The following is a 13,546-nucleotide window of genomic DNA, read 5'->3' on the forward strand; positions in this document are numbered from 1 at the left end:
TCATCCCGATCTGGAACGTTATGAAATTGTTGAAAAAATTGCTTATCACTTCGATTGCCATGGTGACAGTACAAGCCGCCAGCGCCCATGAATATGAAGCGCTGATGAAAGCAAAGAAATATACAGAAGCCGATAAAGCAGCCAGTGCAAAATTGGTCAGTGACCCAAACAATGCCGATGCCCTGTTGGCAAAGGCTGACCTGATACTGGCCGAAGGCAAACTCGATAAACTCGATGATGCTGCAAAATTTGCCGAACAATGCATCAGCACACACCCACAGATGTCCGAATGCCATGAAATGCTGGGCAATGTGCTGGGAACCAAAGCCACCTCAGGCAGCATGTTTGCCGCCATGTCCTACGCCGGAAAAATCCGTGATGCCTTTATCAAGGCGGTGGAACTGGACCCAAAAAATTTCGGTGCCCGTAATTCCCTTTTGCAGTATTACCTGCAGGCGCCTGCAATTGCCGGTGGCGGTAAAAGCAAAGCGCAAAACCTGGTGCTGGAGACCGCCAAGGTCAGCAGTGCAGCTAGCAACCTGATGCAGGCAACGATAGACTTGTCGGACGAAAAAGCCAGCCGTGCAGAAACCAATGCCCTCTCGGCCATCCCCGGCAATGTCGAAGCCCTGGCGAAAATGCAGCGCAACGTGCTGTTCAACGTTGGTGCCGTGTATGTGCAAGAAAAGAAATATGCCGATGCAGAACGTGTTTTCAGTGAACTGCAACAGCGTTACCCGGACAAATACCAGGGTTCCTATGGCATGGGTCGCGCCTTGCAGGAACAGGGCAAACACAAGGACGCCATCAACTGGTTTGAAAAATCCCTGAGCATTGACGCCAATGCCGCAAGCCACTATCGCCTGGGCCAATGTCAACAGGCTATCAACGACAAACCCAAGGCTATTTCAAATTTTGAGAGAGCCTTGTCGTACAAACCTGCCCTCAACAAAAAATTGCGGGAAGATGCAGAAACCCAGTTGAAGACACTAAAGAGCTGATGACAATAGCCCGCATACTGTTGCCGGCTTTACTATAAGGCAGCATCGAATCTTAAGGGAATGGCTGCCAGGTCTTGACGCACATCAACGAAGCAGACTATCACCCGCCAGACCAATAGGTAGCTGGCATACCAGCAAGTATAATTGTCGCTCATCAAAGCTTATAGAAGCTTATAGACCTTGCATTTTCGCCATGAAAACCGTCAGCGACACCCCATCCAAACCCCTGGTAGCACACAGCCTGCTGGAAGACGTGCTGGCCATCTTTACAGGCACCATGCTGGTGTCGCTGGGTGTCGCCTTGTTTAATCAGGCCGGCTTGCTGACTGGTGGCACCGCTGGCCTTGCCTTTCTGATTCATTACAGTACTGGGCTATCCTTCGGCCTGGTGTTTTTCCTGATCAATTTGCCATTTTACTGGCTGGCCTGGCGACGCATGGGCTGGCGCTTCACGCTCAAGACATTTTGTTCAGTGGTACTGGTATCCGTGTTTTCTGGCCTGCATCCCAAACTGATACATCTGGCCAGCATGACAGCATTGACCCCTTTCTATGTCGCGCTGATCGGTGGCTTGATGATGGGGGTAGGTTTTATTGTTCTTTTCCGCCATCAGGCCAGTCTCGGCGGCATCAATATCCTGGCCTTGTACTTGCAAGAAAAACGCGGCATACGTGCGGGCACACTGCAAATGGCGGTGGATTTTTGCATAGTCATGGCTTCGCTGGCGGTGGTGACACCGATGGCACTGCTGGCTTCCATCTTGGGTGCCTTTGCCCTGAACCTGGCAATCAGCCTGAACCACCGCCCTGACCGTTATGTGGCGATGTAAACCTGTCACGGTATTGCGTCGGAGACAGATGCAGATGCTTTTGAAATACCCGGCGCAAATGATCATCGCTGGCGAAACCGCAGCGGGCAGCAATGGTTTTGACCGGCATGGCCTGTTCTGATACATCGGCCAATAAGCGCTGGGCACATTCAAGGCGTGCAGTTTCGATAAATTCTGAAGTACTGACACCCACTTCACGCTGAAACAGACGGGTGAAATTGCGCAAGCTCATACCCGCCATATCCGCCAGTTGCGACACCGGCAAGCGTTGATGCAGGTTGGACAAGATCCACTGCTGCAGTTCGCGGATATTGGTCTGTGCCGTTTTCTGGCTCAGCAAATGGGTACTGAATTGCGATTGCCCACCAGGGCGTTTCAGGTAGACCACCATGTCACTGGCAACTTCCAGCGCCAGTTCATGGCCGCAATCATCTTCGACAAAGGCCAGCGCCAGGTCTATGCCTGCCGTCACACCTGCCGATGTCCACAGGTTACCGCTGCGTATGAAGATAGCATCGGCATCCACCTGTACAGCCGGGAAATCATCCTGCAACTGGCGCGCCACACTCCAGTGCGTGGTGGCATGCTTGCCATCCAGCAGCCCTGTCTTCGCCAGGAAGAAAGCACCCGAGCATAAAGCCGCCAGACGCTGAATTTTGGGTGCCACGTGCGCCACCCAGTCGATGATCGCGCCATTATCCTCCAGCGCCTCACGAATATGGCGCGAGCCGACAATGATCGCGTCGTCTGGCAATGCCAGCGGGTTGATGGCCTTGGTGGCATCCAGGCTCATCAGCGTGTCTGAGTGCACCGGTCCAATCTGGGCAGCAGCAATTTTGACATCATAGGCGGCAGACTTGCCCTGGCGCTGCAAATGGATATTCGCATATTCAAACACCGACATTGGCCCTATCGCTTCCAGCGCCTTGAAACCGGGATACACGATAATATCAAGCCTGCGGGGAAAACCGTTTTTGTCTGCACGTTTATCCGCACCCTTATCTGATTTCACAGTCTGACCTCGCGCATAAGCAAAAGCATGATCATAGTCCAGAAGTAGGTAGCCCGTCCTTTTAAGCCATTCTTCATTTAAAATCAGCCAGATAAGTAAAAAACACCCGCAATGTACCTGCTTTCTAAGACAATCAGCGGACGTTAACATTTCACAAAGGATCAGCATGAAAACCAAAGCCGCCATCGCCTGGAAAGCAGGTGCGCCCTTGACGATAGAAGAAGTCGATTTGCAAGGCCCGCAAGCTGGTGAAGTGCTGATCGAAGTCAAGGCTACCGGCATTTGCCATACCGATTATTACACCCTGTCCGGTGCCGATCCGGAAGGCTTGTTCCCTGCCATTCTGGGGCATGAAGGTGCCGGCGTCGTAGTTGATACCGGCCCCGGCGTCAGCAGCCTGCGCAAGGGTGACCATGTGATTCCTTTGTACACGCCAGAATGCCGCCAATGCAAATTCTGCCTGTCACGCAAGACCAATCTGTGCCAGGCTATCCGTTCCACTCAGGGACGCGGCTTGATGCCGGATGCCACATCGCGCTTCTCACTCGATGGCAAACCGCTGTTCCATTACATGGGTACATCGACTTTTTCCAACTACATCGTGGTGCCGGAAATTGCCGTCGCCAAAGTACGCGAAGATGCCCCATTCGACAAGATTTGCTATATCGGTTGCGGCGTCACTACTGGCGTCGGTGCCGTGGTTTTCACCGCCAAGGTGGAAGCTGGCGCGAATGTGGTCGTGTTTGGCTTGGGCGGCATAGGTTTGAACGTGATCCAGGCAGCCAAAATGGTCGGTGCCGACAAGATCATCGGTGTTGACCTGAACCCTGCGCGTGAAAGCATGGCGCGCAAATTTGGCATGACCCATTTCATCAATCCATCGCAGGTAGAAAACGTGGTTGACCACATCATCCAGTTAACCGATGGCGGTGCCGACTATTCATTTGAATGCATAGGCAATACCAAGGTCATGCGTCAGGCGCTGGAATGCTGCCACAAGGGCTGGGGCAAATCCATCATCATTGGCGTGGCAGAAGCCGGCGCTGAAATCAGCACCCGCCCCTTCCAACTGGTGACGGGCCGCGAATGGAAAGGTTCTGCCTTTGGTGGCGCCCGTGGCCGTACCGACGTACCAAAAATCGTTGACTGGTACATGGAAGGCAAGTTAAATATTGACGACCTGATCACCCACAGATTGCCACTGGAACGCATCAATGAAGGTTTTGACCTCATGAAAAGCGGCGAATCGATACGTTCAGTGGTGTTGTACTAATGACGCAGCGCAATTCCAAAGATAGCGTGGAAGACGACGCAGAAGAAGTGACATTGTTGAGCCAGCACGCCTGCCATGGCGGCGTGCAACGCTTTTATCAACATGACTCTGCCGAGATTGGCCTGCCCATGCGGTTTTCCGTCTATCTGCCACCACAAGCCATGGCGGGTGAAACGTGCCCGGCCATTGTTTACCTGGCCGGGCTGACCTGCACCGAAGAAACCTTCATGATCAAGGCGGGGGCGCAAGCCATTGCTGCACGCGAAGGCATTATCCTCATCACGCCAGATACCAGCCCGCGCCATGCCAACATCCCTGGCGACAGCGATGCCTGGGATTTTGGTGTGGCTGCCGGTTTTTATCTCGATGCAACGCAAGCACCGTGGAGCAAACATTACCGCATGCACAGCTATATCGTAGCTGAACTGCTGCCCATGCTGCTGGCCAGCCTGCCCATGGACAAGTCGCGTGTGGGCATCATGGGGCATTCCATGGGTGGCCATGGTGCCCTGGTACTGGCCCTGCGGCATCCCGAGCTGTTCAATAGCGTATCAGCCTTCGCCCCTATCGCCGCCCCCAGCCAGTGCCCCTGGGGACAAAAAGCCTTCACTGGCTATCTGGGACCTGAGCAAAGTACCTGGGCTGACTATGACGCAACAGCACTGATGCAAAAGCAGAGCCAGCCGCCCTTCCCCAAAGGCATACTGATCGACCAGGGATTTGCCGACAAGTTTTTGGTAGAACAGCTACACCCCGAAGCCTTCAAGACCGCCTGCGCCAGCGTGCAACAGCCGCTGACACTGCGCTACCACGAAGGCTATGACCACGGTTATTACTTCATCACCAGCTTTGTTGAAGAACATTTGCTGCATCATAAGCAGCAATTGACTGGCTGAAGGCCAAAAAGCCGCCAATTCAGTCATACAGGCTTGTTCCGGTTTTAATATGCACCAAACTGGAACAAGCACTCTATTTCTGTGCGTTTCTCGTTTAACTGTCATCTTTATTGTGTAAAATCGAGCGACATCGTCGCGCATTTTTGCGCATCATTCAAGAACGACATAACAAGAAAGCAAGAGATGAGTAAAGTAGTCATCAGCGGCACCGGCCTGTATACGCCACCCCAGTCCATTTCCAATGAAGAACTGATCGCCAGCTTCAATGGTTATGTCCAGCAATACAATGCGCAAAATGCTGCTGCCATCGCCAGCGGCGACGTGGTGGCACTGGAAGAATCCAGCGTTGCCTTCATAGAAAAAGCCTCCGGCATCAAATCGCGTTACGTGATGAACAAGGACGGCATACTTGACATCAACCGCATGGTGCCGCGTTTACCAGAACGTAGCGACGACGAACCATCCATCATGTGCGAAATGGCCGTGGCAGCGGCCACCCAGGCGCTGGAACGCGCTGGCCGCACAGCAGCCGATATTGACGGTGTCATTTGTGCCGCCAGCAATATGCAACGCGGCTACCCTGCGATGGCAGTTGAAATTCAGGCTGCCCTGGGCATCGACGGCTATGGATACGATATCAATGTTGCCTGTTCATCTGCCACATTTGGCATACAGGCCGCCGTCACCGCGATACAAAGTGGCCAGGCCCGTGCCATTCTGGTGGTCAACCCGGAAATCACCAGCGGCCACCTGAACTGGCGTGACCGCGACAGCCATTTCATTTTTGGTGATGCCTGTACTGCCATCATCATAGAACGCGCTGACCTGGCAACATCCAAACACCAGTTTGAAATTGTCGGCCTGAAACTGAAAACACAATTCTCGAACAATATCCGCAACAACTTCGGCTTTTTGAACCGCGCCGATGAAAGTGGCATCGGCAAAGCCGACAAACTGTTTCGCCAGCAAGGCCGTAAAGTGTTTAAAGAAGTCTGCCCCATGGCCGCTGCCGTCATCACCTCAACGGTACAAGCAGCTGGCATCAGCATTCCTGATGTAAAACGCTTCTGGTTGCACCAGGCCAATCTCAACATGAACTTGTTGATTACCCGCATGATTTTGGGCCGTGATGCCGCAGCAGAAGAATCACCCACCATCCTCGACACCTACGCCAATACTTCATCGGCCGGCTCTATCATCGCCTTCCATAAATACCAGGAAGACCTGGCACCTGGCACAGTAGGGGTGATCTGTTCATTTGGTGCTGGTTATTCCATAGGCTGCGTAGTGGTGAAAAAGCTGAGCTAAAAAACTGAACAGGTTATCCACGCAAAGCTAAAGTGTACTAGCTCAAACTTCATCTGACACAGGCGATCAGATGAGTTAGTGTTCTATGGCCATGGCCGCCACCGGCCAAGAGCGGCCAATAGTCGCCGAAAAACGCAAAGACGGAGGAAGCATGACCCGGGGAAGATATGCTCAGTAACATCACGGCTCCTTGTACGAACGGTTGGGCAAGACGCAAAATCCAATGCGGATTAACGCAAGCCAGTGCGACTGATGCGATCTGCATCGGTGTCCGCAGATTAATGGTTGTCCTTAGTTTCCTTTTTCCGGCAACGGTATTTGGCCAAGTGGGGTGCGCGAGCGAATTTCTGAATCCGCAGGAATCATATTCGCATAACACTGCGCTGCCCTCGGCCTCACCTCTTGAATTCCAGCAGGGACCGAGATTGGGCACCGTTCATTACAAGGTTGCCGGCGATCCAGTTGTTCACACGCTTGAGGAGTATCTTGGTAAATTTTGCACTACAGGCTTGTTAGTCATAAAAGACGAGAAAATCGTTTTTGAGCGCTACCTGCAGGGGCGAAAACCAACTGATCATCTGCTGTCAGCTTCTATGTCAAAGACCATTCTTGCGTTATTGACTGGCATTGCTATTGGTGATGGCAAACTGTTGCTGAGTGATCGGGTGTCTGTCTTGCTACCTAAGTTTAGTGCCAGCGCATTCGCTGACGACACAGTCGAAGATCTCTTGAGGATGTCATCTGGCGCAGCGCTAACCAACTCATTCGAGCGTGGCGTCGACTCAGACAATCGTGCGATTAATCCAATGATCTGGCCACAACGCGATGTAACAGGCTACTTGCGGAAAAAGACGAGGCGATCTTCCGCCCCTGGCTCAGTATTCGATTACAACGGTGCGCAGACTGCGGTATTGGGACTCATAATGAAGCGGCGAACGGGGCGCAGCGCGACCGCTTACCTTGAAGAGAAAGTATGGCAGCCAATGGGGGCCGAATCGGCTGGTTATTGGATAATTAATCAGAATGGCGACGAAGGTGTAGCTGGACAATTCTCAGCCACGCTGCGCGATTATGCGCGCCTCGGTATCCTGGTCATGAATCAAGGACGCATCAACGGTCAGCAGCTTATACCCGCCGACTGGATTGCGCAAATGACACAACTGCGGGCCGACAAACCTCAGCCGAGCCATCCCCCGTTTTATGGACTGCACATATGGATTCCTCAGGCAGCAGGTGGGCGTGCAATGTTTTGGGGAGTAAACGGGCAAAACATTTTTATCGATCCAATCGCGCGAGTCGTCATTGTCCATACTGGCAACGGACCTAATGCCGAGTTTAACGGCAATGCCCATTTGTTCCCTTTGCGTGACGCGATCGTTCGCACACTTTTAAAGCCTGCAAAGGATGACAAGCCATCTGACTCTGAGTAGAGCTCTCGTCCAAATTCGAAAGAGAATAAGCAAACGAAGGTCCGGGATGGGGTGGAAGCTGCCGCTTATCGGACGCTCACTGGCAGGTCAAGTCTGAGCTACCACAGCTAAAGGCCGCTTAAGCAAAGTTAATGCGGCCTTTTCTTGCCTAGCTGTTTGTAATGTCTGCATCAAAACTATTGATACAAGGTCAAGGTGATTTACATCCCCAAAGACTTCAACAGTTCAGCATTGTCATCTTCTGCTGCCGCAGGCGGGGTAGCTTCCGCTTTTTGACTGGCTTGCTGCATATCAAGCAAAGCGTCAGGATCAGGCACTTCATGTGTTTCAAAGTCGTGCAACTTGATGAATTCTGTCCGGTCGATGGCCAGTTCCAGGTAAAAAATATTATTCTTTTCTGTGAAGAAAGATACGCGGCGCAATTCTGGCCTGTCCAGTGGGGTATCCACACTCAGCATGACCTGTTTGGTCAACACCAGCATCTTGGGTTGGTTCTGCGTGATATTGGTTTGTAGTTCCCTGCGTATCTTGCCGGTGAAATCACCAACGATCTGATTCATCAGTTCACCCAGGATATTCGCCACCTCATCCGAGGTGAACGACGTGGCCAGCTCAGACTTGGGCATACCCATGTTGAGCATGTATTTTTCATAAATTTCCAGCGCCGTATCACCATCAAAGTTCAGCACCACCAAACCTGAGAAACCGCCATCAAACAGCACGAAGCAACCGATGTCCGGCTTCAAGCCTATCTTGGTGATACGCTGCACCATTGCCGAATAATGCACCTTGCTTTGTGTGGCTACATTCAACACCCGTATGACCGAGTTACACAAACTGGTCAACAAGTCTTCCGTTCCATACACGACACTAGTTTCGTCCAAGGCCATGGCCAACTCCTATTTTTTTATACAACAATTATCTCAATTCACTTGCTACTGGCGACCAACTGGCAATCCATTCACAATCTTGTCACTGGTTCCTACCAGATGGTGGCACGACATGAGCACGCCCGGGGTCATCAGAAGCCGTCATTCTGAACAAGACAAGCTTGGCATCAGGAACTTTATGTCGGCCAACGAGCCCTCCTCCGGTACCGTGCAATGTCGAACCAGTGATTAGCATGGTTTCACCCTAAGAACCGTTTATCATCTGTAGCGAGCGTGCCAGACATGCACAAGAAAAACAACGGCACATCCCACCACAGGACAAGCTGCCCTTATTCATAGGAATAATGCAAGAATACTGAAGCGTTGGGCCTCCGTCCACTTGTTTCACGCAGTCCGCACAATTTGTTTATTCGCCAGTACTGGTGTGATTATAGTACGTTGCCCCATCGCAACCAAGATAAAACGGGCTTAATGATGCCTGGAGGCATCGCCCGTCTACATTGCAGAAGTGTCTGTTTTGTTAATAATGCGAAATGACTCTTGCAGCAGACACGCTATAGTGTTGAAAACCCATCTTCTGGTATAACTGACAGGCCACTTCATTGGCGCGTATCACACGCAAAAATATTGGCTCATTATTTTGCATATACCGTCGCAGCAATACAGATGTCAGTCGTCTGCCCAGACCTTGCCCCTGAAAATCTGGATGGGTGCATACACCGCTGATTTCCCGATACCCCCCTGCACATAAGCGCCCGCCACCCATTGCCATCAAACGCGGGCCGTCAAAAATACCCAAATACTCACCCAGTACCAAACTTCCAACAGCAAAGGGGCCAGGATTACTCTGTTTTACCAGGTCCAATATGGCAGGAATATGCTGTGAACCAAGCAAGACAGTTTCCAATGAGGTTTCAGCAATCGGCATGGCAGCATTCCACACCATTTTTTGCAAATCAGATTCGGATTCGACGCGCCAGCCCTGCGGCACGGTACCAGCCCAGCCATCACAATAAATCTGTTCGCCAGGTGCCACATATTGCGCCAGCGTGGCAAGATCAGGATTATCAATATCCTCAAAGGCAGCAAAGGCTGGAAAGCCCGCCCTATAGCGCCGCACCGTTCCCTGCCCTTCCGCATACGCCGCATGCGGCCCCAGCAAGGTGTGCCAAACGATGTTATCCAGTAAATTGCTCATACACAGGTTCCACGCCTTTAGTATTAATATTGCCAGTCAACCGCAATGACTGCCTTAAAGCAATATATCATGAGAATTTGTCTTCATGCCTCAGTGAGGCAACCTGACTTACCGGATACTCCTGTTTGTAAAAATAAACAATCAGGAAAAATTATGAAGCACAAAAGGCCGTATACACCAGAATTGCGGGAAGACCTCGTATAGCTTGCTTTGGTGCAAGGCTGACGCTGGAGGATGCGGCATTTCGGATTGCTATGCCGAGGGGGCTTTAGTTGGTTGGGTAGCTGCTGCCAGGAGTTCTGGCCAATACTGAGTTGCTTAGAACCCGTCTACGATCTTACTGCGCGTGGGTGATCGCAGACAGGTTCTTAGTCTTGACGACTATTCTTAAACTATAGTCAACCAATGTCGATATGTTGAATCTTCACCTGTCACAGCCGCAAAAAATTTTGATTGCAGTTTCTCAGTTATCAAACCAAGCTTTCCATCACCTATTGTTCGATTATCCAATTCGCGGATAGGTGTCACCTCTGCAGCTGTTCCAGTGAAAAAAGCTTCGTCGCTGCAATATACTTCGTCTCGCGTGATGCGTTTTTCGATGACTTCAATATTCATGTCACGTGCGATGGTTAAAATAGTGTCGCGAGTAATGCCGTCAAGACAGGATGCAAGATCCGGGGTATATATCTTGCCATTCTTCACAATAAAAATATTTTCTCCAGCACCCTCCGATACATAGCCGTCGGTATCAAGCAATAATGCCTCATCATAACCGTCGTTCAATGCCTCTTGATTTGCCAGGATCGAATTAATGTAATAGCCACTGGCCTTGGCTCTTACCATAGACGAATTCACATGATGTCGTGAAAATGACGATGTCTTTACGCGAATACCTTTGGTGATACCTTCTTCGAACATGTACGCGTTTCTGGCCCAGGCTGAGATGGCGACATGTATGCTATTGCCCCTGGCCGAAATTCCAAGTTTCTCTGAGCCGATCCAAATCAACGGACGCAAGTAACAGGACTTCAGATCGTTTTCACGAACAACTTGCTTTTGAGCCTCCATCAGGCTCTCCAGATCAAAAGGCACAGTCATCTGGAAAATTTTGGCTGAGTTGATCAAACGCTGCGTATGCTCTTTCAGTCGAAATATGGCGACTCCTTGCGGAGTCTGATACGCCCGGACACCTTCAAAGACAGCCATTCCATAGTGCAGTGAATGGGTCAATACATGAACGGTGGCATCGCGCCACGGAATCAATTTTCCGTCTTTCCATATTGTCCCATCACGATCTGACATTGACATAATTTTTTCCTTAAAATTGGGTTTTGCTAAAATTAAGCAACTGGGATGTAAACGAAAACTAAGTTGCAAACTAAAATGTGCCCACCAAAATTCTTTACTGCGATTTCTTAAATCTATTCATTAATGCAGGGCCAACACGATTTGCCAGCTGTTCGAGAAGCTTCTCTGTGGTACGCCAATCCAGACAAGCGTCAGTAATGGAACTCCCATATTTAAGTTTGGACAGATCTTCCGGAATCGCCTGATTTCCAGACTCAATAAAACTCTCCAGCATCACGCCGACGATTGACGTATTTCCATGCTCCAGTTGAGAAGCAATATTTTTAATAACATCTTGCTGCGCGAAGTGATTTTTCCGGGAATTTCCGTGCGAGCAATCTATGACTATATTCACGGGTAAGTCTTCACGCAGCAGTGCCTCTTCAGCCAAACCGACATCAAACCGTTCATAGTTAGGGCGAATTCGTCCTCCTCGAAGAACAAGATGCGCGAGCTTGTTTCCCGGACTTCTGATAACGCAATTTTTACCGTGACTGTCTATGCCCATGAAAGAATGCGGTTGGCGCGCTGTCAGGATGGCGTTGATCGCCACATCAATTACACCCTCCGTCGAATTTTTGAAAGCTACAGGTCCATCGATTGAAGATGCAAATTCCCTGTGAATTTGAGACTCTACCGTGCGCGCACCTACCGAGGTCCAACTTATTAAATCGCCAAAGTATGGATAGCTGAGCGGATCAAGCAATTCTGTCGCGGTTGGCATATTGATGTTCGCAAGGTGAAGTAATAAATCCCTTGCGCGAAATACGCCTTCATCAAGCCTATGGCTTTGATCAAGATAAGGATCATTAATCCAGCCTTTCCAACCCGCTATCGTTCTTGGTTTCTCAAAATACGTTCTCATCACAAAAAACATTGTGTCAGAATATTTTCTTGCGGCGGTAGCAAGAAGATCAGCATAATCTCTCGCGGCAGCATCATCATGAATGGAGCATGGTCCGCAAATCATTAACATTCGAGGATCCTTTCGCTCAAGAATATTGCGTATTGTTTCTCGCGCCGTCCTAACATTCCGCATCGCTGTAAACGTTGCCACGCATCGGTTATGGATATCGATTGGAGTCGGTAGTGGCGACATAAAAGTCCCGCCATCGTTGTACAAAATATGAGAGTTCATTCAATAGTCCTGATTTCTTTAGTGATAGTAGATTTGATTGATCACACTACAAATTACATAAAAAGCACGGCAAAAATTTACATCTCCAAACTTCCTGGTTTGACTAGAACTCGTTTCAAGAGATGTCGCCAGAAAACAATTTCCATGAAATCCAGAAACGGAAGCCTATTCAATAAAAACATTTTCCAGATTAGTCTCGACCATGTTTGAAAATAAACGCTCACCAGACTTGTCGATTTGTGTGCGATCGGCGATAAAACGCAAACCTTCAAAGTTCATGTTTGCTCCAGATCCTATTGCGATCAAGGTTTCATTTATTATCGGATTTGGAGAATTTACTTTTTGTTTTATATATTCTTTGACACCAGCGACCGCCAGTGCCCCTGCGGGTTCCAAAATACTGCGTGTATCTAAAAATACGTCTTTCACCGCGTCACAAATTGCATCCGTGTCGACCAAAATAATGTCGTCAACATATAATCTTGATAGGCGAAATGTTTCCTCTCCCACTTCTTTTACCGCGGTCCCGTCACAAAATAGTCCTACGTCAAACAAGGCCACTCGCCGCCCCACCCTAAAACTACGAGCCATCGCGTCAGACTCTATTGACTGCACACCTATGATTTTTATTTCGGGTCGTATGGCCTTAACATAGGTGGCTACACCAGCTATCAAACCACCGCCTCCAACGGGGACGAAAATAGCGTGAATCGTGTCTGGGTGTTGACGTAAAATTTCCATTCCAACGGTTCCCTGTCCGGCAATCACATCAGGGTCATCGAAAGGATGAACAAAGGTCAGGCCCCGTTCTTTCTCAAGCACCAGAGCATGTTGATAGGCTTCCGTGTAAGAATTACCAAAAAGGATTAATTCACAGTCATTAGCCGCGACAGCATCTATTTTGACTCGCGGCGTAGTTGTCGGCATCACGATGACTGCTCTGCATCGGAGTTTCGCTGCTGAGAACGCCACACCTTGTGCATGATTGCCTGCTGACGCACAGATTACTCCGCGCCTTAACTGTTCAGAGGTCAAATTTGCCATCTTATTGTAAGCACCTCTTATCTTAAAACTGAAGTTCCTTTGCATATCCTCGCGTTTAAAATAGATGCGATTTCTCGTCCGCTGTGAAAGCAAGTTGGCCAACTCAAGTGACGACTCAACAGCAACGTCGTAGACCCGAGATTTCAAGATTTTTTCGATGTAATCTATATTCATAAAAGA

At 49.9% G+C, this 13,546-nt stretch carries 11 protein-coding genes and 1 pseudogene; 6 read left to right on the top strand and 6 right to left on the bottom strand.

All coding sequences use genetic code 11. The features are described from left to right. Positions 1-20 precede the first annotated feature (20 nt). Together AC1RVX_RS26610 and AC1RVX_RS26615 are read left to right on the top strand one after the other, a co-directional pair. Positions 21-1,001: a tetratricopeptide repeat protein gene (locus AC1RVX_RS26610; protein WP_493219608.1), complete on the top strand. Its 981-nt coding sequence runs from the start codon at positions 21-23 to the stop codon at positions 999-1,001. Positions 1,002-1,194: 193 nt separating this feature from the next. Then, positions 1,195-1,830, top strand: coding sequence for a YitT family protein (locus tag AC1RVX_RS26615; protein ID WP_493219609.1), 636 nt, complete (start codon positions 1,195-1,197; stop codon positions 1,828-1,830). On the opposite strand, the gene AC1RVX_RS26620 is transcribed toward AC1RVX_RS26615, so the two are convergent. Then, a complete protein-coding gene (locus tag AC1RVX_RS26620) occupies positions 1,790-2,842 on the bottom strand; it encodes a GlxA family transcriptional regulator (RefSeq protein ID WP_493219610.1) in 1,053 nt (350 codons plus the stop codon). The genes AC1RVX_RS26615 and AC1RVX_RS26620 overlap by 41 nt on opposite strands. 166 nt (positions 2,843-3,008) lie before the next feature. Here AC1RVX_RS26620 and AC1RVX_RS26625 point away from each other — a divergent pair, with 166 nt between their 5' ends. The 4 genes from AC1RVX_RS26625 (at position 3,009) to AC1RVX_RS26640 (ending at position 7,749) form a co-directional block, all read left to right on the top strand. Beyond that, a complete protein-coding gene (locus tag AC1RVX_RS26625; protein ID WP_493219611.1) occupies positions 3,009-4,115 on the top strand; it encodes an S-(hydroxymethyl)glutathione dehydrogenase/class III alcohol dehydrogenase in 1,107 nt (368 codons plus the stop codon). Next, complete coding sequence (gene fghA / locus AC1RVX_RS26630; protein WP_493219612.1) at positions 4,115-5,011, top strand: S-formylglutathione hydrolase; 897 nt, start codon at positions 4,115-4,117, stop codon at positions 5,009-5,011. The genes AC1RVX_RS26625 and fghA overlap by 1 nt, the downstream gene beginning before the upstream one ends. Positions 5,012-5,194: 183 nt before the next feature. After that, the gene (locus tag AC1RVX_RS26635; protein WP_493219613.1) at positions 5,195-6,319 is read left to right on the top strand and encodes a beta-ketoacyl-ACP synthase III; all 1,125 of its coding nucleotides are present in this window, start codon (positions 5,195-5,197) and stop codon (positions 6,317-6,319) included. Between the two features lie 167 nt (positions 6,320-6,486). After that, positions 6,487-7,749: a serine hydrolase domain-containing protein gene (locus AC1RVX_RS26640; protein ID WP_493219614.1), complete on the top strand. Its 1,263-nt coding sequence runs from the start codon at positions 6,487-6,489 to the stop codon at positions 7,747-7,749. 200 nt (positions 7,750-7,949) lie between these two features. Here the strand turns inward: AC1RVX_RS26640 and AC1RVX_RS26645 are convergent, their stop codons facing one another. From AC1RVX_RS26645 to ilvA, 5 genes and pseudogenes are all read right to left on the bottom strand, one after another. Continuing rightward, a complete protein-coding gene (locus tag AC1RVX_RS26645) occupies positions 7,950-8,639 on the bottom strand; it encodes a DUF3334 family protein (RefSeq protein WP_493219615.1) in 690 nt (229 codons plus the stop codon). Positions 8,640-9,159: 520 nt separating this feature from the next. Continuing rightward, entirely contained in the window at positions 9,160-9,837 is a 678-nt protein-coding gene (locus AC1RVX_RS26650) for a GNAT family N-acetyltransferase (protein WP_493219616.1), read from the bottom strand. 387 nt (positions 9,838-10,224) lie between these two features. Continuing rightward, positions 10,225-11,145: a branched-chain amino acid transaminase gene (locus AC1RVX_RS26655; RefSeq protein WP_493219617.1), complete on the bottom strand. Its 921-nt coding sequence runs from the start codon at positions 11,143-11,145 to the stop codon at positions 10,225-10,227. Positions 11,146-11,239: 94 nt separating this feature from the next. Beyond that, positions 11,240-12,322 (bottom strand): 3-deoxy-7-phosphoheptulonate synthase, encoded by a 1,083-nt coding sequence (locus AC1RVX_RS26660; protein WP_493219618.1) that lies wholly within the window; start codon positions 12,320-12,322, stop codon positions 11,240-11,242. A 207-nt stretch (positions 12,323-12,529) separates the two neighbouring features. Then, positions 12,530-13,540: pseudogene (gene ilvA / locus AC1RVX_RS26665) on the bottom strand (threonine ammonia-lyase, biosynthetic); the annotation flags it as partial. Positions 13,541-13,546: the final 6 nt, after the last annotated feature.

This window comes from Undibacterium sp. GW821-FHT11B02, assembly GCF_058808955.1.